The following is a 21,821-nucleotide window of genomic DNA, read 5'->3' as shown; positions in this document are numbered from 1 at the left end:
AGGGTTCTAACCCTCATTACCACTCACGAGAGCCTGCACCTCCAGGAAGCGGGTGATGGCGCGGATCCGGTCCCCGTCGAAAGTGAGGACCATCAGCCCGGCCGGGCTTTCGCCGTGGTGGCACCGGAACGCGGGCTGGTTGTTCGCCCGGGTCGGCGTCATGCCGAAGCCCTCCGGAACCGGGACGGCCATGGTGACGCGGAGGAAACCGGCGATCGCCTCGGGACCGTGGTACTCGTGCGGCGCTGGCGGCATGGCGAGCCAGGCGTCGTCGGTGAGCAGGCGGAGGACGCCGTCGAGGTCACCCTCGGTGAAGGCATCGGCGAATCGCCTGGTCAGCTCGCGTTCCTGGGGCGACGGCCGGTGCCCGGCGCCGTCGCGATGTTTGTCGAGGGAGGCGCGGGCGCGCTGGAGGATGCCTTTGACCGCCGTCTCGGTGGTGCCGAGCATGCTCGCGACCTCGCCGACGGGGAAGCACAGGACGTCGCGCAGGACGAGCGCGGCGGCTTGTCTCGGCGGAAGGAGCTGCAGGCCGGTGATGAAGGCGAGTTCGACGGCCTCTCTGGTGCTGTAGCGCGCTTCGGGGCCGGGCTCGCTGTCGGCGACGCGCTCGAGGAGTTCGTCCGGGTACGGCTGCAACCAGGTCACCTCGCCGCGGCGGCTCGGCTCCGGTGGGGTGAAGGGCGGCACCGGTCCGGGCGGGCGACGGCGGCCCGCATCCCTCAGGACGTTGAGGCAGCGGTTGGTGGCGATGCGGTACAGCCACGTGCGGAGCGACGAGCGTCCCTCGAAGCCGTCGAGGCCCCGCCATGCGGCCAGGAGCGTCTCCTGGACGGCGTCCTCGGCATCGGTGAGGGAACCGAGGATCCGGTAACAGTGCAGGTGCAACTCGTGCCGGTACGTGTCGGTGAGCTCGCGAAACGCCTGCTCGTCCGTGATCCTCGTGCTCACGGGCCGATCCTGCCACGACCTTTTTCGCGGCGCACCGTTCCGTTTCGGACGGAGGCGGGGTCTGACGGGGTGAAGACCGACGAAAGGAACCATCATGACCAGTCCCGCCTTGGATGTCGCGCTCTCCTACCACCACGCGTGGACGGGCAAGGACTTCGAGAAGGCGATGACCTACGTCGCTGACGACATCGTCTGCCACTCCCCCGGCGGGCGCCTCGACGGGGCGGAGGCGTTTCGCGGGTTCATGGAGCCGTTCACCCGGATCCTGACCGGGTCGTCCCTGCTTTCGGCGTTCGGGGACGACGCGACCGCGTTGCTGATGTACGACACGGCGACCATCCCGGTGGCCAGCGCTCCGGGGGCGGAGCTGCTGACGGTGAGGGAGGGGAAGATCGTGGAGCTGCGGATCGTGTTCGACCGGGCTCCGTTCGACGCGGCGCGGGCGGCTGCCGCTGGCTCGTAGGTGCAGGGATCGTAGGTGCTGGGTCGGAGGTGCAGGGGTCGTAGGGGCACGTGGGGCCGGGGTTGCCGGAGACTCCCCGCGATCGCGGGAGCGGCTGGGGCTGCCCCCTTCAATGCACGCCGCCTGGGCAGCAGTCGTCACGACCGACGCTCCGTTCAATGCGCACGGGCGGCTGCCCCTGGGGCGTACGTGCACATGGAGGACTGGTCGTCGCCAGAGACTCCGGGAGAGCGGCGCAGGCCGAGCCCGCACCAGGGCGCGCCGGCACCACCACCCGGCGCACGTCCGGACAGCCCGTGCTACGTCCGCACCGATCAGCAAGACGGCGCTTCGTCCTCCGATTCCGGTCGCGGGTCATGGAGTGGTTCGGGTGTCGCGGTGTAGGTGCGGCCGGTGGGAGTGGTGATGGTCATGCCACCGTCGCCGTTGGGTACCGCGGACCAGCCGGGTTCCTCTTTGAGGAGGTTGTGGATCTTGCAGGAGGCGTGGCAGTTGTGCTGATCGGTCTTGCCGTTCCGCGCCCAGGTGGTGATGTGGTCGATCTCGGAGAACTCGGCGGGACGGTGGCAGCCGGGGTGGGTGCATACCCGGTCCCGCGCCTTGATCAACCTGGCCAGTGACGCCGGGGAGCGGTACTGGTCGGCACCGGCTTCCAGGAGCTGCCCGGTCGCGGGGTCGGTGATCAACCGCGACCACGTCGATTCGGGGTCGGAGGCGATCTCTCGCACGAGCCAGTCCGGAACGGGCCCGTAACCCGCCAGGGACGCGGGATCCTCGCGCGCACCTGTCAGGGTCAGCAGATCGACGTAGACGTGGATGTGCGCGCGAGGTTTGCCGTGGCCGTCTTCGGCGAGGAGACGTTCGGCGAAGACGTCGGCGCGGTGCTGGTCGAGGGTGCGGGACTTGTCTTCGGCGCGACGGGCGCGGGCGGCGCGGCTCAGGGACGCGTAGATCGAGCTTGCCACCTCGACGGGCAGATAACCCGACAGCTTGGACATGGTCTCGTCTTCGTGTTCCAGCGAGATATGCCGCAGCGCGCGCTTCTTCGCGGCGCGTTCCTCATAACCGGCGGGGTCGAACTTCTGCACCGCGTACTCCACCGATTTCCGGATCGCGCCGGGATCACGTTCGGCGAGACGTTTGGCCATGAACGCGTCCACCTGGGCGGCGACCTCGTCGGAGACCTCGCGGGTCAGCTGACTGACCTTCGACGCCTTGAACAGATCGATGTCGCCCTTCTCCAGTGCCGCCAACGTGTTCGGCAACCGGGCCACCAGGGCACAGGAGGTTTCGACCAGCAGATGCGCCTGATTGCGGGTGACCGAGAAGGCGAGCGCCACCTCCTCGGTCACCGATCTTCGGGAACCACCCACCGCGGCGAACCCGGCTATGGAACGTACCTGCCGCCCCTGCGCCCGTCGAAGCACGACTTCTTCGTCGTAAGCGCGATCGAGAAGGCGAGCGGCTTTCCGGTTATGAACAAGAGTGTGGGTCATGACCAAGATCATAGTCGAACATGAGTTCGAGTGGTGCGCTGTCAGCGTGGTTCCAACTAGTGAGTGAACCTCGTCCAACAACGCCTTCCTGGACGCTTCGGCCGGTTTAAGCCCCGAGTGTCAACGAGCGACCGATAGCCGAGGCCGGACGTTCATTTCCCGCCGAGTGCCGGCCCCCATGCCTGTTCGAACTCGTCACCGTCGATTTCGGACGCCACGAACTCCTGCTGCGCGTTGATCTCGTCGAGGGGCGGGACGGGAACCACTCCCAAGCCTGTGCCGCCCACCTCGTGCTTCTCGTCAGCCCAACCCAGCCGGCCGCCTCGGAACCGCTCCACCTTCCGACGCTCGTAGCCATCGGCCCCGACCTCGCTGAAGATCTCCACTGGCTCCTCGGCGAACTCGTGCGACCATGCGACCCGCAGGTACCACACGCATACCACCACCTTTCCCCGGAGACCGAACGCCCAAGTCCCCAGGGTAGGGCCAGCCCCCGCCCCCACCCACCTGCTCACCGCATTCACCCCACCCCCGATCCGCACCAGACTCACAACGGTGACCGCAAACCTCCGCACGGGCAGCGATTTCGCCCGCCTGTCCCGCCGCATCAGCGAGGCGGGCCTCCTCGACCGCCGACCGGGCTATTACGTCTTCCGCATCGCCCTGGTCGCCACCCTCTTCGTCGCCGGCTGGATCGCCTTCTTCGCGCTCGGCGATTCCTGGTGGCAGCTGGGGATCGCCGTGTTCCTGGCGGTGATGTTCGGCCAGATCGCCCTGCTGTCGCACGATCTCGCGCACCGTCAGGTGTTCCGGACCCGCCGTCCGAGCGAGATCGCCGGCCGGATCGCGGGCAACCTCGGGATCGGCATGAGTTACGGCTGGGGGATGGACAAGCACACCCGTCACCACGCCAACCCGAACCACGAGGATCTCGACCCCGACGTCGATCCGGACATCCTGGTGTGGTCGAAGGATCAGGCGAGGGCCAGCAAGGGAATCCCCCGGTTCATCGGCCGCTACCAGGCGTTCCTGTTCTTCCCGCTACTCACGCTCGAAGGCCTGAACCTGCACTTCTCCGGGCTGCGCGCGGTCTCGAAGCCGGGACTCCGGGCACGCGGACTCGAAGCGGCGTTGCTGCTGGCCCATTTCGCGCTCTACTTCAGCGCGCTGCTCGTCGTGCTCTCCCCCGGCAAGGCGCTGGTCTTCTTCATCGTCCACAAAGCACTGTGGGGCGTCTACATGGGATCGATCTTCGCGCCGAACCACAAGGGGATGCCGATCCTGTCCGGTGACACCGAACTCGACTTCCTCCGCAAGCAGGTTCTCACCTCACGCAACGTCCGCGGCGGCCGTGTCGTCGACGTCGCGCTCGGCGGGCTCAACTACCAGATCGAGCACCATCTTTTCCCGAGTATGCCGTCGCCGCACCTGCGCCGTGCCCGGCCGATCGTCCAGGAGTACTGCGCCGAGATCGGCGTGCCGTACCACGAGACGGGGCTCACGGAGTCCTACCGGCTCGCGTTGCGCAGCCTGCACGACGCGGGCGAGCCGATCAGAGCCAATCGTCGGGACGCGGCCAGGGCATGAGCGCCGCGAGCGCGTCGGTCACCGGTTCGGTCACCGTGTACCGGCCGCGGTGAAACAGCAGCGGACGATCGTCGGACGGGTCCCCGAGCGCGGTGACCCGTCCGACGACGACGTAGTGGTCACCCGCCTCGTGCACGGCTTCGAGCGCGCAGTCGATCCACGTCAGGGCTCCGGTGAGCAACGGGGATCCGGACGGAGCGGGTGTCCAGTCGACCGAGGCGAACTTGTCCACACCCCGCGCGCCGAACGCCGCGCTGACCTCCTGCTGATCTTCGGCGAGCACGTTGACGGCGAACCGGCCGGACTCGGCGAGCACCGCCCAGGTCCGGGAAGTCTTGGCAGGGCAAAAGAGTACCAGCGGCGGATCGAGCGACAGCGCCGCGAACGACTGGCAGGCGAACCCCACCGGGGCCGTGCCGTCGTGCCCGGTCACCACCGCGACGCCCGTGCAGAAATGCCCGAGCACGGTGCGGAACCGCGCCGGATCGATGTCCGCGCCGAGGTCCGTCACCGGCGTCACGACTGACCTGATACTCGAGGTGCGCCGACTGAAAAGTCGTGTCCCCACAGGGATACCGCCGTACTCTCTCGGGCGATCCAGCTTTCGTCGTCCACTTGCCTGCCCTCGCAGCCGTATTCGACGTCGAATCCGCCGGGGGTCTTCATGTAGAACGAGAGCATCAGATCGTTGACGTGCCGCCCGAGGGTGGCCGACATCGGCACCTTCCGGCGGATGGCCCGGTCGAGGCAGAGTCCGACGTCGTCGGTGTTCTCCACTTCGACCATCAGGTGCACGATGCCGCTCGGGGTCGGCATCGGGAGGAACGCGAGACTGTGGTGGCGCGGGTTGCAGCCGAAGAACCGCAGCCACGCGGGTGCGCCGTCGGCCGGCCTGCCGACCATCTGCGGCGGCAGCTTCATGGAGTCCCGCAAGCGGAAACCGAGAACATCCCGGTAGAACCGCAGTGACGCTTCATCGTCGCTTGTGGACAGTACGACGTGCCCGAGTCCTTGCTCACCGGTGACGAACTTGTGGCCGTACGGGCTCACCACGCGCCGATGCTGCAACGCGACCCCGTGGAAGACTTCGAGCGTGTTGCCCGATGGGTCCTCAAAGGACACCAGGCCGTCCACCCGGCGATCGGCGAGCTGATCCGGCGTGCCTTCCTTGTACGGCACCGAATGCGCGTCGAGCGAAGCCCGGATCTCGTCGAGTTCGCCGGCGTTGGCGACCTCCCAGCCCGCCTGCGCGAGCCTGTCCCGTTCCCCGGGGAAGATCACCAGCCGCGCCGGGAAATCGTCCATGCGCAGGTATAGCGCGTCCGGATTCGTACCGGAACCCTCCACCATACCGAGGACCTTCAAGCCGTACTCGCGCCACGCGGCCATGTCGGTGGCTTCGATGCGAAGGTAGGCGAGCGAGCGGATACCCATCAGGAGGCTCCCAGGAAGTCGAGTGCCAGCCGGTTGAATTCGTCGAACTTCTCCAGTTGCGCCCAGTGCCCGCAGCCGCCGAACACGTGCAGCTGGGCGCGCGGGATCGTCTTCAGCGCGAGCAGGGCGCCGTCGAGCGGGTTGACCCGGTCCTCCCGGCCCCAGATGAGCAGCACCCGCTGGCGCAGGCGATGCGCCTCACGCCACAGCATGCCTTCTTCGTAGGTGTCGGGCTGGGCGAACGACTTCCCCATCGCCTTCATCGCGGCCAGCGATTCGGGCGCGCTCGCGGCGGCGAACCGCTCGTCGACGAGTTCGTCGGTGATCAGCGACTGGTCGTGCACCATGATCCGCAGGAAGGCTTCGAGCTTCTCGCGGCTCGGACCCGGCGGGGCGCTGAACCGGCCCAGGTTCTTGATGCCCTCGGTGGGATCGGGGGCGAACAGGTTCAGGCTGAGCCCGCCAGGGCCCATCAAGACCAGACGCCCGGCGCGTTTCGGGTGGTTGAGCGCGAGCCGGACGGAGGTCCCGCCACCGAGCGAGTTGCCGACGAAATGGGCCCGTTCGACGCCGAGTTCGTCCATCAGCCCGACGACGGCGTCCGCGCTGTGGCGGAAGTATTGCGGATGCTCCGTCGGTTTGTCCGAGCGGCCGAATCCGGGCTGGTCGATCGCCAGTGTCCGGTAGTTCTTGGCGAACACCGGCAGATTCCGCCCGAAGTTGCTCCACGCCGACGCGCCGGGACCACCACCGTGCAGGAGGATCACCGTCTCCGGATGTTCCCCGCCCGCCTCGTGGTAATGCAGCTTCAGTCCACCTTGGACGGTGACGTACTTTCCTTCGGCCATCAGACCATCGCATTCTCGACGGGCAGCCCGAAGGCGCCGGTTCCGAACATGACGTAGGCGCGCTCGGCGTCGTTCGCCGCGTGCACCCGGCCGGCGTGGGCGTCGCGCCAGAACCGCTGGATCGGGGTTCCGGCCCGCAAGGCACGGCCGCCGGAGTTTTCGAAGAGCCTGTCGATCGCGAAGATCGCGCGTTCCGTCCCGCGGACCTGGTCGCGGCGTACCCGAAGCCGCGTGGGGAACGGCAGTTTCTCCCCCTTGCACGCCAGCTGGTACAGCTCGTCGATGTTGTGCGTCAGCTGAAGCCAGGCCGCGTCGATCTCACTCGCCGCTTCGGCGATGCGCACCTTCGCGAACGGGTCCTCTTTGGACTGCTCGCCCGCGTAGGCGGCGCGGACCCGCTTGCCCTGGTGCTCGACGTGCGCGTCGTAGGCACCCTGCGCCATCCCGATGATCGGCGCGGTGATCGTGCTCGGATGCACCGAACCGTAGGGAAGTTTGTACAGCGGCCCGGGGTTGATCTCCTGCCCCGGTGTCTTGCACTTCGACGTCGCGATGAAGCTGAGCGCGCGGTGCTTCGGCACGAAGACGTCGTTCACGATGATGTCGTTGGACCCGGTGCCGCGCAGGCCCACGGTGTCCCAGACGTCTTCGATCGTGTAGTCGGAGATCGGGACCAGGTAAGTACAGAAGTCGACCGGCTTGCCGTCCTTGAAGACCGGGCCGCCGAGCAGCACCCAGGTCGCGTGGTCGCAGCCGGAGGAGAAACTCCAGCGCCCGCTGAGCCGGTAGCCGCCGTCGACGACGTCCGCCTTGCCCATCGGCGCGTACGACGAGGAGATCCGGACGTCCGGGTCGTCGCCCCAGACGTCCTGCTGTGCCTGCGCTTCGAACAGCCCGAGGTGCCACGGGTGGACGCCGAGGATGGAGGCGACCCAGCCGGTGGACCCGCAGGCGCTCGCGACGAGTTTGACGGCGGTGTAGAAGCTCACCGGGTCGGCTTCGAGGCCACCGAACGTCTTCGGCTGCAGGAGTTTGAAGAACCCGGTCTCCTGCAGGGATTTGACGGACTCCTCGGGAATGCGCCGGGCGTCCTCCGCCTCCTGCGCCCGCTCTCGCAGGACCGGCAGGAGCTCCCGGATCCCCGCGATCACGTCCTGCGCGGCGTGCTCGCTCATATGCGTTCCCTCTCTCGCCATCGACCGTGAACCGGATCCAAGACTAGAACACGTTCTCGTTTTTGTCGACCGACCCCCGGTCGAGGGCACTGTGCGCTCCGGCACGGCGGCCGGAAAACACGCAATCGGCCAACGACAGACCGCTCACATAGGACCTAGAACAGATTCCCACCGCGGTCCGCCCCGCCGCGTACAGCCCGCGGATGGGCGCCCCGGAAGCCGCCCGGACGGCGCCCGTCTCCTCGTCGACCACCAGGCCGCCCAGCGTCAGCATCGGGCACGGATAACCGATGTTGGGCCGGATCGAGACGTCGATCAGCGAATACGGCGGCCGGTCCAGCGGCCGCGCGAACTCCGCGGGTTTGCCCGTCGGATCAGCCCCGGAACGAGCGGCTTCGACACTGGCCACCAGCCCGCCGGGATCGACACCGGCCTTGCGCGCGACCTCGTCGAGCGAATCGGCGACCACGCGTTGCCGCAGCAGGTAGCGCACCTGAAGTCCTTGAAACCACTGGCTTTGCCCGCGCGCGTCACGCCGGACCTCCCGCACGATGGCGTCGTCGACCAGCAGCCAGCCGCGCCCCCCGTGTTCGGTGATCATGCGTTCGCCGACGGCCGCGCCGTACCGGGATTCGTCGATGATCCGGCCGCCGGTCTCGTCGACGAGCAGTCCGCCGAGGAACGCCGACGGCGGCGTGATGAACCGCCAGGCGGAGATCCGCCCGAGCTCCGCGGTGGCCCCGCCCGCCTCGACACCGAGCCGGATGCCGGACCCGTCGTCGGCCGACGTCCCGAGCGCCAGCCCGCCGCGATAGGCGGGCGCGTGCTCGCGCACCATCTCGCGGTTCGCGATGAACCCGCCCGCCGCGAGGACGACCCCTCGCGTGGCGGAAATCCGCAGCTCACGGCCGTACTGGCGCTCGATCCGCTCCACCCGCCGATGCAGGGACTTCCGCATCGAGGGCACGTAGATCCCCGGTTTCGCGGCATACGCGGCCAGCCTCCGGTGCGTGGCCCGCACCCGCGCGGGCGCGTCCCGCAAGGTGGACACCACGACGCCCGTGACGGTCCCATCGGCGTCCACGACGAGGTTCCGTGCGGCGGTCTGTGGCAACACCTGGACACCGCGGCGCCGGACGGCCTCCATAAGTCGTTTCATCAGCAGTTTTCCGGAGGTGCCGGGCCCTTTGACGCGATGTCCGCGCGGCGCCGGCTTGGCCGCGTCGCGGAAACCGCCCGCTGCCTCACTGCCCGAGTAATAGAGATAGTGCGCGTCGCTCGGATAGGACGTCTTGTACGGGCACAGACTGCCCTCGAAGGGGACGCCGTTGCCCTCCAGCCAGGTGATCATCTCCGGACTGCCCGCGCAGAACCGCCGCAGGGTCTCCTCGGAGACGACATCGCCGGTCTCGAGCCGCAAGTAGTCGTACATCGCGTCGACGGAATCGTCGACACCCGCGTCCCGCTGCTGCGCGGTCCCGCCGCCCGCGTAGACGACACCGCCGCTCACGGCGCTCGCGCCACCGCCGGAGAACCGGTCCAGCACGAGCACCCGGGCACCGGCGTCGGCCGCTTCGATCGCCGCACAGGCGCCCGCCGCACCGAAACCCACGATCACCACATCCGCGACGAGGGAGTCCATGACCCCACCCTAGAACTAGAACACGTTCTCGTCTATGGTGACTGGAGCAGCGCGGATGCTGCTCCCTGCTTCCTACAACGTGTTCCAGGTGAGGGGCGTATGGACTACGACGTGATCGTGGCGGGCAGTGGTGCCGCCGGGATGACCGCCGCACTGTCCGCAGCCCACCGGGGACTCAAGGTCCTGGTCGTGGAGAAGGCCGCCCACTTCGGCGGCTCGACGGCGCGCTCGGGTGGCGGCGTCTGGATCCCCGGCAACCACGCCCTGCGCGCGGCCGGGATCGACGAACCCCCGGAGCGGGCGCACGAGTACCTCCAGTCGATCGTCGGGGACGTCGTCCCGGCCGAACTCCGGTCGGCGTTCCTCGACCGCGGCCCCGAGGTCCTGTCCTTCGTCTGCGAGAAGACACCGTTGCGCTTCCGCTGGGTCCGCGGCTACTCGGACTACCACCCCGAAGCCCCGGGCGGGCGTGCCGGTGGGCGCTCGGTCGAACCGGCCGCCCTCGACGGCAACCTGCTCGGGCCGGAGCTGGCGAATCTGGAGCCGCCCTACAGCGCTCCCCCGCTGGGCGTCCCGATCACCCAGGCGGACTACCGGTGGCTGAGCCTGCTCGCCCGGCATCCGCGCGGGATCCTCCGCGTCCTCGGCCTCGGCGGCCGCTGGCTGATCGGCCGGATCCGCCGTCAGCGGCTCCTTTCCATGGGGCAAGCGCTTGCGGCCGGGCTGCGCGAGGGGCTGCGGCGGGCGGATGTCCCCGTCTGGCTGAACACGCCACTGGTGGACCTCGAGGTCGAAGGCGATCGCGTGACCGGCGTCGTGGTCCGCCGTCAGGATGAAGAGATCCTCATCCGCTCCCGGCTCGGCGTCGTCCTCGGCACGGGCGGGTTCGAGCGCAACGAGGAGATGCGGGTCAAGTACCAGCGCGCGCCCATCGGCACCGAGTGGACCGTCGGCGCCGAAGCCAACACCGGTGACGCCATCGGCGCCGGGCTCAAACTCGGCGCGGCCACCGACCTGATGGACGACGCCTGGTGGGGCCCGTCCATCCCACTGACCGGCGGCCCGTGGTTCGCGCTCGCCGAACGGTCGCGGCCGGGCTGCCTGATGGTCAACGCCCGCGGTGAGCGGTTCGTCAACGAATCGGCGCCGTACGTCGAGGCCGTGCACGCGATGTACGGCGAAGGCGACGGGCCCGGCGAGAACATCCCGACCTGGCTGGTGTTCGACCAGCGCAACCGCAACCGGTACATGTTCACCGGCCTCGGCCCGCGCCAGCCGCTGCCCGGCCGCTGGTTCAAAGCGGGCATCGCGGTCAAGGCGAGCACGATCGCGAACCTCGCCGAGCGGATGGAGGTCCCGGCCTACGCGCTGGAGGCCACCGTGCGGCGGTTCAACGGCTTCGCGAAGAGCGGCGTGGACGAGGACTTCCATCGCGGGCGGAGCGCGTACGACCACTATTACGGCGACCCGCGGAACAAGCCCAACCCGAGCCTCGGCCCGCTCGACGTCGCGCCGTACTACGCGGTGAAGATCGTGCCCGGCGACCTGGGCACCAAGGGCGGGTTGAGGATCGACCGGCACGCGCGGGTCCTGCGCGAAGACGGTTCGGTGATCGACGGACTTTACGCGGCGGGGAACACGAGCGCGGCGGTGATGGGCCGCACCTACGCCGGCCCCGGCGCGACGATCGGCCCGGCGATGGTGTTCGGCTACCTTGCGGCCGAGCATCTCGCGCTGCAAGATCACGGTCAAACGGGAGGCAGCCGATGACGACGGAATCCGTACGGCAGATCGACGCGGGCGCGCCCCCTTCGCGGTTCGCGCGCGGCTGGCACTGTCTCGGCCTCGCCGAGCCGTTCCGGGACGGGAAACCGCACGCCATCACGGCGTTCGGGACGAAACTGGTGGTCTTCGCCGACTCGTCCGGCAAGCTGAACGTGCTCGACGGGTACTGCCGCCATATGGGCGGCGACCTCACCCAGGGTGAGGTCAAGGGTGACGAGATCGCCTGCCCGTTCCACGACTGGCGCTGGAGCGGCAACGGTAAATGCGCCTCGATCCCTTACGCCAAAAGGGTTCCGCTACGGGCGCGGACGAAGTCCTGGCTGGTGCTGGAGGAGAACAAGCAGCTGTTCGTCTGGAACGACCCGGAGGGCAACCCGCCGCCCGAGGACGTCGTCATCCCGCGGATCGAGGGCGTGTTCAACGGCGAATGGAGCAACTGGACCTGGGACTCGGTCCTGATCGAGGGCTCCAACTGCCGCGAGATCATCGACAACATGGTCGACATGGCGCATTTCTTCTACATCCACTACGCCTTCCCGACCTATTTCAAGAACGTGTTCGAAGGGCATATCGCCACGCAGTACCTGAACACGAAGGGCCGTCCGGACAAGGGAATGGCGTCGAACTACGGCGGCGAGGAGAACCTGCTGCGGTCGGAGGCGTCCTATTTCGGGCCGTCGTACATGATCAACACGCTGCTCAACACCTACCAGGGTTTCGAGATCGAGAACGTGCTGATCAACTGCCACTACCCGGTCACCGAGAACTCGTTCGTGCTGCAGTGGGGCGTGATCGTGAAGAAGCTCCCCGGCATCTCGGACGAGCACGCGGACAAGATCGCCGGGAAGTTCGCCAAGGGCATCGGCGTCGGCTTCCTGCAGGACGTGGAGATCTGGCGCAACAAGACGCGGATCGACAACCCGTTGCTGTGCGAGGAGGACGGGCCGGTCTACCAGCTCCGCCGCTGGTACGACCAGTTCTACGTGGACGCCGCCGACGTCACCGAGGACATGACGCGGCGGTTCGAGTTCGAAGTGGACACCAGCCGCGCGAACGAGGTCTGGGCGGCGGAGGTGGCCGAGAACCTGGCACGGCAGCAGGCGGAAGAGGCCGAGGTGTGAAGCCCGAGACCGTCGAATTCCTCACCGCCGGGCTGCGCCCGCTGGCCTGCCGGACCTGCGGGACCTGCGTGCTGGTCAAGAAGAACAGCGTGCAGCACACCAGCATCCAGTGGACCACCGACGCGGCCGCGAGCTGCCCGGTGTTCGCGGAGCGCAAGGCGTCCGGGGCGCAGACGGCGTTGCTCGACACCTGCGCCAACCTCAGCGACAGCATCGACGCCGCGCTGAAGGACGGCTTGCTGGAGGTGCCCGAATGAGCGGTCCCGTCACCGTGACCGTGGCCGAGGTCATCAACGAAACCGCCGACGCGCGCTCGATAGTCTTCGACATCCCGGCGGAGCACGCCGCGGTTTTCGCCTACACCCCGGGACAGTTCCTCACCGTCCGCGTGCCGAGCGAGCGGACCGGGTCGGTGGCCCGCTGCTATTCGCTCTCCAGCGCGCCGCACGAGAACCGCGTCCAGGTCACCGTCAAGCGCACCGCCGACGGCTACGGGTCGAACTGGCTCTGCGACAACCTCCGCGCGGGCCAGGAGGTCCAGGTCCTGCCACCGTCCGGGGTGTTCAGTCCCGCGTCGCTCGACGAGGACTTCCTGTTGCTCGCGGGCGGCAGCGGGATCACGCCGGTGATGTCGATCCTGAAATCGGCCCTGGCACACGGAACCGGCAAGGTGGTGCTGCTCTACGCGAACCGCGACGAGGCTTCGGTGATCTTCGCGCGGGAACTCGCGGACCTCGCCGCGGAACACGAAGACCGGCTGATCGTACTGCACTGGCTGGAAAGCCTGCAGGGCTTGCCGACCGAGGCCCACCTGCGCGCCCTGGTGCGTCCGTACACCGCGCACGAGGCGTTCATCTGTGGCCCGGCCCCGTTCATGGACGCCGCGCGCACGGTCCTCAAGGAACTCGGCCTGCCGCGCAAGCGGATCCACCTGGAGCGGTTCCTGTCCCTCGGCGGGAATCCGTTCGAGGTGACCGAACCCGTCGCCGTCGAAGAGGCCGAAAGCCCGGCGGGACTGGAGGTCTCGCTGGACGGCGAGACCAGGAAACTGGCCTGGCCGCGCCGGACCAAACTGCTGGACCTGTTGCTGGAAAAGGGTTTCGACGCGCCGTACTCCTGTCGCGAGGGCCAGTGCAGCGCCTGCGCCTGCCGGATCACCTCCGGCGAGGTGAAGATGCTGAACAACGAGGTCCTCGACGGCGACGACATCGCCGAAGGCATCGTGCTGGCGTGCCAGTCCCTGCCGCTGACCGACGAGGTCACCGTCACCTACGAGTAGGAGGCCCTGTGCCCATCGACCCCGCAGTCGCGATCGGTGCCGACCTCGGCGAGGTGGGTTTCGCCTGGACCGCGTCGGACGTGCAGCTGTACCATCTGGCGCTCGGCGCGGGCGCGGATCCGGTGAGCCCGCGGGAACTGCGCTACACCTACGAGGACGGGCTCCAGGTCCTGCCGACGTTCGCGACCGTGGCGGCGAACCTGCGCGTGTTCGAACCGCCCGCCGTCTCGTTCCCCGGCGTCGAGGTCGATCTCGGAAAGGTGTTGCACGGCAAGCAGGAGGTGATCGCGCACCGGCCGATCCCGGTTTCCGGCAAAGCCGTGGCGCGGACCCGGATCGTCGACGTGTTCGACAAGGGCAAGGCGGCGGTGATCGTGAACGAGACGGTCGCCACGGATTCAGACGGTTCTCCACTGTGGACGTTGCGGTCGAGTATCTTCGCCCGGGGTGAAGGGGGTTTCGGTGGCGAACGCGGCCCGTCCGATCGCGTCGAACTCCCGTCGCGGGAACCGGACGCGGTCATCGACACGCCGACGCTGCCGCAACAGGCCCTGCTCTACCGGCTGTGCGGCGACCGCAATCCCCTGCACGCCGATCCCGCGTTCGCCGCGGCGGCCGGGTTCGACACGCCGATCCTGCACGGCCTGTGCACCTACGGTGTCGTCGCGAAGGCCGTCACCGACGAATTCCTCGACGGCGACGCCTCGCGCGTCGCGTCGTTCTCGGCCAAGTTCGCCGGTGTCGTCTTCCCCGGCGAGCGGCTGCGGACCCGCGTCTGGCGCGAGCCCGCCGGGCTGCTGATCACGACCACCGCCCCCGGCCGGGACGAGGCACCGGTCCTTTCGGACACTTTATTGACCACGACAGACTGAATCCTCGTCCATGCCGGTAAGGGTTCTGGCTAAACTCGGCCGGGTGCGCCCCTTGATCTCCGACCCGTATGCCGCACTCGGCCGGGATTACGCGCGATCGAGACGTCCGGATCCCCGGATCGCGGCCGCCGTGACCGCCGCGCTCGGTGACGCGCGATCGGTGGTCAACGTCGGCGCCGGCGCCGGTTCCTACGAGCCCGGGGATCGCGGCGTGATCGCCGTCGAACCGTCGCGGCGGATGATCGCCCAGCGTCCGGTCACCGCGGCCCCGGCCGTCCAGGCATGCGCGGAGAGTCTCCCGTTTCCCGACGGCGCCTTCGACGCCGGTCTCGCGGTGCTCACCGTGCACCACTGGACCGACGTGACCGCCGGGCTGGCCGAACTGCGGCGCGTGTCCCGGCGTCAGGTGATCGTGACCTGGGATCCGGCGGTGTTCTCGCGGTTCTGGCTGGTGCGCGAGTACCTGCCGGAGATCGCCGAGCACGAGACCCGGCTGGCCTGCCTCGACCGCGTCGTCGACGAGCTGACCGCGCTGGGCGGGACGCCGTCGGTGGCTCCGCTGCCGGTGCCCTCGGACTGCGTCGACGGCTTCCTCGGCGCGTATTGGCGCAGGCCGGAGGCGTACCTCTCCGAGCGCGTGCGCGCCGGGATGTCCGGTGTCGCGCTGCTGGATCAGAACGTCGTCGCCGAGGCGGTCGGCCGGTTGCGCGCCGACCTCGCCGACGGGCACTGGCACCGGCAGCACGTCGGCCTGCTGGGCCGGACCGAGCTGGATCTCGGGTACCGCCTCGTCACGACGTGACCGAGTACACAGTGGACTGTTCCCACGCCGCGGCCGGCGGTCGACCCCGGCCGCGGCTCGTGGTATTCATGGCTTTCGTGACGGCAGGGACGGGAGCGGTATGACGGCGGAGTACTTCGTGGTCCGTGGCCAGGTGGAGAAGGGCGATCAGCGGGGGCGGGAACTGGGCTTCCCGACCGCCAACATCGCACTGCGCGACCAAGACGGCCAGATCGGCGACGGAGTGTGGGCGGGCTGGGCCGAACGCGCCGACGGCACCCGGATCGCGGCCGCGGTCTCGGTCGGCAGGAGGCCGACGTACTACGGCGCGGACGGCTACCGGCTCGTCGAGGCACACCTGCTGGACTTCGCCGGGGACCTCTATGGCGAGACGCTGACCGTCTGGCTGGGCCACCACCTGCGGGAGCAGGAGGCGTACCCCTCGTCGGAGGCGCTGATCGTCGCGCTCACCAAGGACATCGCCGACGCCGCCGCCTGGGCCGCGGACAACCCGGCCGCCGCCCTGCCGAACCCGGGGGACGCCGGGGACGGGGTCGTCCGGCGCGTCGGCGCCTGAGCGCGGTTAGCCCGCTAAACGCGGGTCAGAGGGCGGCGGCCAGGAGCATGTAGCCCATCCCCAGTCCCATGACGGACCGGCACACCCGGCGCGACACCTCACCGGCACCCGGTTCGCCCCGCGCCGCCATGACCCCGGCTCGCACCGCGTCCACCGCGAAATACGCCGCCACGGCACCGGAAACCACGGACAACCACAGCGCCGGGGCGGCACCGGCGCCGGACATCACCAGCCAGGGCCCGTGGGAGACCTCGCTGTGCGGCATGAACGTCACCATGAACAGCATCGCCGCGGCGGAGACGGCGTGATGCCCGCAGGCGGCGTGCCCGGACCGCCGGCCCTTCCACCACGCGACGGCGAACCAGCCCGCGGTCAGCACCAATACCGCCTGCCAGCCCGCCGCGGGGATCGGGCCGCCCACCGGGGACAGCATCGCGACCATGGCCACGACGAGCAGCAGTTCGGCCAGATCACCGTTGCGCACCGCCGCGCCCTGGCCGCGGTAATCCAAACGGACGAGTCTCAGCACACAGGGCAGGGCGAGCGCGGCGAACACCGCGGTCAGCGTCCACGCTACGAAGACCGGACCCGACATGGCACCTCCGCCCCGACCGGTATCCCCTTCACCGTGGCAGGTGCTGCTCTAGTACACCATCGGGCAATGAGGTGATCTCACCCCGCGGTGAGGACCAGTCCGCTCGTGGGGACGCCGGTACCCGCGGTCACGAGCACGCGCTCGGCCCCCTCGACCTGGTTGACGGCGTCTCCCCGGACCTGCCTGACCCCTTCGGCGATCCCGTTCATCCCGTGGATATAGGCCTCCCCGAGCTGCCCGCCGTGCGGGTTGAGCGGCAGTTTCCCGTCGAGTTCCAGGGTGCCGCCACCGATGAAGTCCTTGGCCTCCCCCTTGCCGCAGAAGCCGAGTTCTTCCAGCTGCATCAGGACATAAGGGGTGAAGTGGTCGTACAGCACCGCCAGGTCCATATCGCCGGGGCCCAGGCCGGACTGCGCCCAGAGCTGCCGCCCCACGACACCCATCTCGGGCAGCGCCGGGAGGTCGTCACGGTAGTAACTGGTCATCACGTACTGGTCCGGACCACTGCCCTGCGCCGCGGCGGCGATCACTGCGGGCCGGTGCCTGAGGTCGCGCGCCCGCTCGGCGCTGGTGATCACCAGCGCGACGCCGCCGTCGCTCTCCTGACAGCAGTCGAGCAGATGCAACGGCTCCGCGACCCAGCGGGACGCCTGATGGTCTTCGAGGGTGATCGGCTTGCCGTAGAACCACGCCTTCGGGTTCGTCGCCGCGCGGGCGCGGTCGACGACGGCCACCCTGCCGAAGTCCTCGCTCGTCGCGCCGTACTCGTGCATGTAGCGCCGGGCGAGCATGGCGACGGTCGCCGCCGGCGTCGCGATCCCCATGGGGTAGTGGAACGCGTTGTCGACGCCGGAGGAGTTCACCTGGCCCGCCGCGGCCGACGACACCTGACCGAACCGCATCCCGGACCGTTCGTTGAAGGCCCGGTACGCGACGACGACGTCCGCCACCCCGGTGGCCACGGCCATCGCGGCCTGCTGCACGGTCGCGGCCGCCGCTCCGCCGCCGTAGTGGATCCGGCTGAAGAACTTCAGTCCGGGGATCCCGAGTTCCCGTGCCACGGCGATCTCGCTGTTGCCGTCCATGGTGAACGAGACCAGACCGTCCACATCGGACGGTGCGAGACCCGCGTCCTTCAACGCGGCTGAGACCGCTTCGGCCGCCAGACGCAGTTCGCTGCGGCCGGAGTCCTTCGAGAACTCCGTCGCGCCGATACCGGCGATCGCGGCCCGTCCGGACAGTGTCATCACTCGCCTCCCAGCGTGAGTTCCACGGTCCCGGTCACATGCTCGCCGAGACTGTCCACACCGGACACGGAGACCACCACGTCGTCGCCGTCGCGTTCCGTGACCCGTCCGGTGAAGGTCAGGGTGTCGTAGGCGTAGCAGGGCACGCCGAGCCGGATCTTGATCGACCGCACGAACGCCTCCGGGCCCGCCCAGTCGGTCACGAACCGCTGGACCAGCCCGGTGTCGGTGAGGATGTTGAGGAAGATGTCCTTCGAGCCCCGCTGGACGGCGGCGTCCCGATCGTGGTGGACGTCCTGGAAGTCCCGCGTCGCGAGCGCGGTGCTCACCACGAAGGTCGGGGTGGCCTCGATCGTCAAAGGCGGCAACTCGGTGCCGACCGCACAGTCCTTCATCGCGCGATCCTCCAAGCGGGCAAGGTCAGTTCCTCGTCGACCTTCACGAAGGCGGCTTCCACCGGCAGTCCGATGTGGACCGTTTCGGGGTCGGCGTCGAGCAGTTCACCCATCACCCGGACACCCTCTTCGAGTTCGACGAGCGCGACCACGAACGGCAAGTCCTTGCCGGGAACCGGCGGATGGTGGTGCACGACATAGCTGTAGACCGTTCCCCGGCCGCAGGCGACGACGTGGTCCGGCTTGGCGTCGAGGTCGCCGTCCGGCGGCATCGGACCGGGTGGATGCCGCAGGGTTTCGCCCCACCGCTGGATCCGCAGTTCTCCTTCGCGCAGCCCGGCCCAGAAGAACTCGGTGTCCTTGCTGATCACCGGCCGCAGCACCGGAGCGGCCGCCTTGGCGGGTCCGGCGCCCGGCGGGCGGAACTTCAGCACCCGGAACACCATGTCCGCGACGGCCTCGTCCCCCACGTACCAGGTGGTCTTCGTCGTCACGAACCAGCCTTCACCCAGCGCGGTGCGTTTCGGCCCGACGACGCTTTCCAGTTTCGAGGTCGCCGAGACGCGTTCGCCGTGCCGCAGGTAGCGATGGTAGGTCTGCTCGGAGTTGGTGGCGACGACCGAGGTGAACCCCGCTTCGTCGAGCACCTCCATCATCGCGCCGAGCGGATCGTCCGAGGCCCTCGTCCCGTGGAGCCCGCCCATCGTCCACACCTGCGCCATCGCGGGCGGCGCGACGAGTCCCTTGTGGACACTCTCGGCGGCGAACTCTTCGTCGACGTACACCGGATTGCGGTCACCGATGGCCTCGACCCAGTTGTTCACCATGGCCTGGTTGACCGCGTCGCGGGCGGCCCTCGGCGCGGATTCCCCTCGCGCGGCGATGCGTTCAGCCGCCTCCTGGATGCTCATCGCGGCACCCTCGGCAGTCCGAGGCCCGCGGTGGAGATCAGCTCACGCTGGATCTCGTTGACGCCGCCGCCGAAGGTCAGCACCAGATTGCGCTTGGCGACCACATCCAGCCACAGCGCCAGGTCGGCGGTTTCGGGGTCGGCCTGATCGCCGTGCCGGGCCACGATCTCCTCCAGTCTCCTGGCCAGCCGCTGGATCCGTTCGGAGCCGAAGATCTTGGTGGCCGAGGCGTCGGCGACGGCCACCGGCCCGGTGGCCGAGGAGGCGGCGACCTGCCAGTTCAGCAGTTCGTTGACCCGTGCGGTCGCCAGGGTTTCGGCGAGCACACCGCGAACGTCGGGCAGCTGCGTCAACGGCGTGCCGTCCGGCGACTTCCTCGACGCCGCCCAGTCGCGGACGCGGTCGTGAAGACCGCCGATGCGCCCGGCCGGGCCCAGCATGACGCGTTCGTGGTTCAGCTGGGTGGTGATCAACCGCCACCCCTCGTTCTCCTTGCCCACCAACATGTTCGCGGGCACCCGGACGTCCGAATAGTAGGTGGCGTTGACATGGTGCGCGCCGTCGCAGGTGATGATCGGCGTCCACGAGTAGCCGGGATCGCGCGTGCTCGTTATGAGGATCGAGATGCCCTTGTGCTTCGGCGCGTCCGGCGCGGTCCGCACGGCGAGCCAGATGTAGTCGGCGTCGTGCCCGCCGGTGGTGAAGATCTTCTGGCCGTTGACGACGTACTCGTCACCCTCGCGGACCGCCGTCGTCCTCAGCGCGGCAAGGTCGGTTCCCGCGTCCGGTTCGGTGTACCCGATCGCGAAATGCACCTCGCCCGCCAGGATTTTGGGCAGGAACAAGGACTTCTGCTCCTCGGTGCCGAACGCCTGCAGGGTGGGCCCGACGGTCTGCAACGTCACCGACGGCAGCTGGACGTCGGCCCGGGCGGCCTCGTCGACGAAGAGATGCTGCTCGATCTCGCCGAAACCGCGGCCACCGTACTGTTCCGGCCAGCCGACGCCGAGCCAGCCGTCGCGGCCCATCCGCCGCACGATCTCGCGGTACACCGGGCCATGCCGCTCGCGCAGCATCGCCCGCCGCTCGTCGGCGCTCACCAAACCGGCGAAGTACTTTCGCAGCTCGGTGCGCAGTTGTCGTTGCGCCGCGGTCAGTTCGATCAGCATCGGTTCCCCCCGCCACCAGTTCGCCCAGCTCGGCCAGCCGATGCGAGGCGCCGCCGAGGGTCCGTCCGAGATCCTTGACCGCCGACGAGAACCGGTGCAGTGGATAGGTTTCGTCCACCCCGATCCCGCCGTGCAGGTGATGGCAGACGGCGAGCGCCTCGGGGGCCTCCTCCGCCAGCCAGTACGCCGCGATGTCGAGTTCCGCCTGGGCGTCCAGTCCCGCGGCGAGCCGCCACACCGCCGAGCGCGCGGCGAGCTGAACTGTTCTCGACGCCACGTAGACGTCCGCGATCTGTTGCGCCACCGCCTGGAACGCCGCGAGCGGGCGCCCGAACTGTTCGCGTTCGCCGATATGCCTGGTGGTCAGCGCGAGCGCACCGGCGAGCAGCCCGTCGCCGAACGCCACCGTGCCCGCGAGCGCGAACCTGTGCAGGGTCGCGATCGCTTCGCCGGGGCCGTGCCCGTTGAGGAGATCGGCGTCCGTGAGGGTCACGGAATCCAGCGTCATCGTGTAGTCCGGGATACCCGAAGAAGTCCTGGTGGGGGTCAGCGTCACGCCGTCCGCGTGGGGATCGACCAGGAAGACGCCGGTGCCGCCGGGCAGCGAGGCCGGCGTGAGGATCCGCGTCGCCTCCGCCGCGAACGGCACGCCGACCTTGACCCCGCTCAGCCGCCAGTCCCCGGCCGACTCCGCCACGGTGGCGGGCCGGGTGGGGAACGGCGCGGAAGGTTCGTGCAGCGCGGCCGTGAGCACCGAGTCGCCCGCGGCGACCGGGGGCAGCAGGGCCGCGCGCTGATCCGGGCCGCCCAGCGCGCCGACCGGCAGGACACCGAAGGCCAGCGAAGCCAGCGCGGGGACCGGGGAGGCGACGCGGCCGAGTTCGGTCAGAACCAGGGCGACTTCGGCGACGCCGAGGCCGTCACCGCCGAGTTCGGCGGGCAGCGCCAGGGCGAGCAGGCCGGCATCGGCGAGCGCGCGCCAGGTCTCGGCGGGGGCGCGCTCCTTGCCGAGCACGCGCGCGGTGAGCGCGGTGACCTCGGTCTGCGTCTCGTCGAACTGGAAGTCCACTCTGGCTCCTCACCGGGCCGGACGGGCACAATACTGAAACCTGTTCTAGTCTTATCCGGAAGGCGCCCGGACGGCAACCCCCACGGAAAACACGGTCGCGGCGGGCGGTCGGGCGGGGCATGATGCCGTCATGAGCTGGGAGTACGACGGCCGCCATTACCTGATCAACCGATGGAACGACTCGTCCCGCTACGGTTTCGGCTGGGAACTGGAGGACGTCGCGCCGACGCCGGGCAAGGGCGTCGTCCTGAACGCCTACCTGGACGGCCCCACCGGCACGGCGTTGTTCCGGGCCGACACCGATGAGCCGCTGCCCCTCGCACTGGTCGAGCGCTTCATCGCCGAAGCGGGCCCCGACCTCGCCGAGGTCGTGGCCATGGTCGAAGCCGAAGACTCCTGACGCCGGTTCGCGGTGGCCGTGCGG

At 69.1% G+C, this 21,821-nt stretch carries 23 protein-coding genes and 1 pseudogene; 10 read left to right on the top strand and 14 right to left on the bottom strand.

Going from position 1 to position 21,821, the window contains the following annotated elements; genetic code table 11:
* Nucleotides 1–6: 6 nt before the first annotated feature.
* Nucleotides 7–951 (bottom strand): RNA polymerase subunit sigma-70, encoded by a 945-nt coding sequence (locus SD37_RS13525; RefSeq protein WP_044854340.1) that lies wholly within the window; start codon nucleotides 949–951, stop codon nucleotides 7–9.
* Between the two features lie 94 nt (nucleotides 952–1,045).
* On the opposite strand from SD37_RS13525, the gene SD37_RS13520 reads away from it, so the two are divergent.
* The gene (locus tag SD37_RS13520; protein WP_044854339.1) at nucleotides 1,046–1,414 is read left to right on the top strand and encodes a nuclear transport factor 2 family protein; all 369 of its coding nucleotides are present in this window, start codon (nucleotides 1,046–1,048) and stop codon (nucleotides 1,412–1,414) included.
* A 314-nt stretch (nucleotides 1,415–1,728) separates the two neighbouring features.
* Here the strand turns inward: SD37_RS13520 and SD37_RS13515 are convergent, their stop codons facing one another.
* Both SD37_RS13515 and SD37_RS13510 read right to left on the bottom strand, forming a co-directional pair.
* Nucleotides 1,729–2,910, bottom strand: a complete 1,182-nt coding sequence (locus tag SD37_RS13515) for an HNH endonuclease signature motif containing protein (protein ID WP_083255278.1) — start codon at nucleotides 2,908–2,910, stop codon at nucleotides 1,729–1,731.
* A gap of 152 nt (nucleotides 2,911–3,062) precedes the next feature.
* A complete protein-coding gene (locus tag SD37_RS13510) occupies nucleotides 3,063–3,425 on the bottom strand; it encodes a DUF6881 domain-containing protein (RefSeq protein ID WP_236725357.1) in 363 nt (120 codons plus the stop codon).
* Nucleotides 3,426–3,465: 40 nt separating this feature from the next.
* Between SD37_RS13510 and SD37_RS13505 the strand changes: the two genes are divergently transcribed.
* Entirely contained in the window at nucleotides 3,466–4,497 is a 1,032-nt protein-coding gene (locus SD37_RS13505) for a fatty acid desaturase family protein (RefSeq protein ID WP_065912825.1), read from the top strand.
* Here the strand turns inward: SD37_RS13505 and hsaB are convergent.
* Genes hsaB through SD37_RS13480 form a run of 5 tightly spaced genes read right to left on the bottom strand, consistent with a single transcriptional unit; the run spans nucleotide 4,463 to nucleotide 9,596 of the window.
* Nucleotides 4,463–5,017 (bottom strand): 3-hydroxy-9,10-secoandrosta-1,3,5(10)-triene-9,17-dione monooxygenase reductase subunit, encoded by a 555-nt coding sequence (gene hsaB / locus SD37_RS13500; RefSeq protein ID WP_044854336.1) that lies wholly within the window; start codon nucleotides 5,015–5,017, stop codon nucleotides 4,463–4,465. The genes SD37_RS13505 and hsaB overlap by 35 nt on opposite strands.
* Nucleotides 5,014–5,931, bottom strand: a complete 918-nt coding sequence (gene hsaC / locus SD37_RS13495; protein WP_044854335.1) for an iron-dependent extradiol dioxygenase HsaC — start codon at nucleotides 5,929–5,931, stop codon at nucleotides 5,014–5,016. The genes hsaB and hsaC overlap by 4 nt, the downstream gene beginning before the upstream one ends.
* Complete coding sequence (hsaD, locus tag SD37_RS13490; protein WP_044854334.1) at nucleotides 5,931–6,779, bottom strand: 4,5:9,10-diseco-3-hydroxy-5,9,17-trioxoandrosta-1(10),2-diene-4-oate hydrolase; 849 nt, start codon at nucleotides 6,777–6,779, stop codon at nucleotides 5,931–5,933. Before hsaD ends, hsaC begins: the two co-directional genes overlap by 1 nt.
* The gene (gene hsaA, locus SD37_RS13485) at nucleotides 6,779–7,954 is read right to left on the bottom strand and encodes a 3-hydroxy-9,10-secoandrosta-1,3,5(10)-triene-9,17-dione monooxygenase oxygenase subunit (RefSeq protein ID WP_044854333.1); all 1,176 of its coding nucleotides are present in this window, start codon (nucleotides 7,952–7,954) and stop codon (nucleotides 6,779–6,781) included. The genes hsaD and hsaA overlap by 1 nt, the downstream gene beginning before the upstream one ends.
* Nucleotides 7,955–7,997: 43 nt before the next feature.
* Entirely contained in the window at nucleotides 7,998–9,596 is a 1,599-nt protein-coding gene (locus tag SD37_RS13480) for an FAD-binding protein (RefSeq protein WP_044854332.1), read from the bottom strand.
* Between the two features lie 99 nt (nucleotides 9,597–9,695).
* Here SD37_RS13480 and kstD point away from each other — a divergent pair, with 99 nt between their 5' ends.
* The 7 genes from kstD to SD37_RS13445 all read left to right on the top strand — a co-directional run bounded on the left by kstD (nucleotide 9,696) and on the right by SD37_RS13445 (nucleotide 16,011).
* Entirely contained in the window at nucleotides 9,696–11,366 is a 1,671-nt protein-coding gene (gene kstD / locus SD37_RS13475; protein WP_044854331.1) for a 3-oxosteroid 1-dehydrogenase, read from the top strand.
* Nucleotides 11,363–12,502, top strand: a complete 1,140-nt coding sequence (locus SD37_RS13470) for a Rieske 2Fe-2S domain-containing protein (RefSeq protein ID WP_044854330.1) — start codon at nucleotides 11,363–11,365, stop codon at nucleotides 12,500–12,502. The genes kstD and SD37_RS13470 overlap by 4 nt, the downstream gene beginning before the upstream one ends.
* Nucleotides 12,499–12,759, top strand: coding sequence for a hypothetical protein (locus SD37_RS13465; RefSeq protein WP_037304005.1), 261 nt, complete (start codon nucleotides 12,499–12,501; stop codon nucleotides 12,757–12,759). Before SD37_RS13470 ends, SD37_RS13465 begins: the two co-directional genes overlap by 4 nt.
* On the top strand, nucleotides 12,756–13,781 hold the full coding sequence (locus SD37_RS13460) for a ferredoxin--NADP reductase (protein WP_044854329.1): 1,026 nt from the start codon (nucleotides 12,756–12,758) through the stop codon (nucleotides 13,779–13,781). The genes SD37_RS13465 and SD37_RS13460 overlap by 4 nt, the downstream gene beginning before the upstream one ends.
* A gap of 8 nt (nucleotides 13,782–13,789) precedes the next feature.
* Nucleotides 13,790–14,653 (top strand): MaoC/PaaZ C-terminal domain-containing protein, encoded by an 864-nt coding sequence (locus SD37_RS13455; RefSeq protein WP_044854328.1) that lies wholly within the window; start codon nucleotides 13,790–13,792, stop codon nucleotides 14,651–14,653.
* A gap of 52 nt (nucleotides 14,654–14,705) precedes the next feature.
* A complete protein-coding gene (locus SD37_RS13450; protein WP_044854327.1) occupies nucleotides 14,706–15,455 on the top strand; it encodes a class I SAM-dependent methyltransferase in 750 nt (249 codons plus the stop codon).
* 100 nt (nucleotides 15,456–15,555) lie between these two features.
* Nucleotides 15,556–16,011, top strand: coding sequence for a riboflavin kinase (locus SD37_RS13445; RefSeq protein ID WP_044854326.1), 456 nt, complete (start codon nucleotides 15,556–15,558; stop codon nucleotides 16,009–16,011).
* 25 nt (nucleotides 16,012–16,036) lie between these two features.
* On the opposite strand, the gene SD37_RS13440 is transcribed toward SD37_RS13445, so the two are convergent.
* The 6 genes and pseudogenes from SD37_RS13440 to SD37_RS41955 form a co-directional block, all read right to left on the bottom strand.
* The gene (locus SD37_RS13440) at nucleotides 16,037–16,606 is read right to left on the bottom strand and encodes a DUF5134 domain-containing protein (protein WP_044854325.1); all 570 of its coding nucleotides are present in this window, start codon (nucleotides 16,604–16,606) and stop codon (nucleotides 16,037–16,039) included.
* A 77-nt stretch (nucleotides 16,607–16,683) separates the two neighbouring features.
* Nucleotides 16,684–17,853, bottom strand: a complete 1,170-nt coding sequence (locus SD37_RS13435; protein ID WP_044854324.1) for a lipid-transfer protein — start codon at nucleotides 17,851–17,853, stop codon at nucleotides 16,684–16,686.
* A complete protein-coding gene (locus SD37_RS13430; protein ID WP_044854323.1) occupies nucleotides 17,853–18,248 on the bottom strand; it encodes a MaoC family dehydratase in 396 nt (131 codons plus the stop codon). The genes SD37_RS13435 and SD37_RS13430 overlap by 1 nt, the downstream gene beginning before the upstream one ends.
* Nucleotides 18,245–19,159 carry a bifunctional MaoC family dehydratase N-terminal/OB-fold nucleic acid binding domain-containing protein gene (locus SD37_RS13425; protein WP_044854322.1) on the bottom strand — a complete coding sequence of 305 codons (915 nt, stop codon included), beginning with the start codon at nucleotides 19,157–19,159 and terminating at the stop codon, nucleotides 18,245–18,247. The genes SD37_RS13430 and SD37_RS13425 overlap by 4 nt, the downstream gene beginning before the upstream one ends.
* The gene (locus tag SD37_RS13420) at nucleotides 19,156–20,328 is read right to left on the bottom strand and encodes an acyl-CoA dehydrogenase family protein (protein WP_044854321.1); all 1,173 of its coding nucleotides are present in this window, start codon (nucleotides 20,326–20,328) and stop codon (nucleotides 19,156–19,158) included. The genes SD37_RS13425 and SD37_RS13420 overlap by 4 nt, the downstream gene beginning before the upstream one ends.
* Before the next feature lie 7 nt (nucleotides 20,329–20,335).
* Nucleotides 20,336–21,397, bottom strand: a pseudogene (locus tag SD37_RS41955) (acyl-CoA dehydrogenase family protein); the annotation flags it as partial.
* Nucleotides 21,398–21,527: 130 nt separating this feature from the next.
* On the opposite strand from SD37_RS41955, the gene SD37_RS13405 reads away from it, so the two are divergent.
* Nucleotides 21,528–21,797: a hypothetical protein gene (locus SD37_RS13405; RefSeq protein WP_044854319.1), complete on the top strand. Its 270-nt coding sequence runs from the start codon at nucleotides 21,528–21,530 to the stop codon at nucleotides 21,795–21,797.
* Nucleotides 21,798–21,821: the final 24 nt, after the last annotated feature.

The organism is Amycolatopsis orientalis (assembly GCF_000943515.2).
Taxonomy (GTDB): domain Bacteria; phylum Actinomycetota; class Actinomycetes; order Mycobacteriales; family Pseudonocardiaceae; genus Amycolatopsis; species Amycolatopsis orientalis.
The sequence above is the reverse complement of the archived record's forward strand: the minus strand, read 5'-3'. Positions and strand labels throughout refer to the sequence as shown.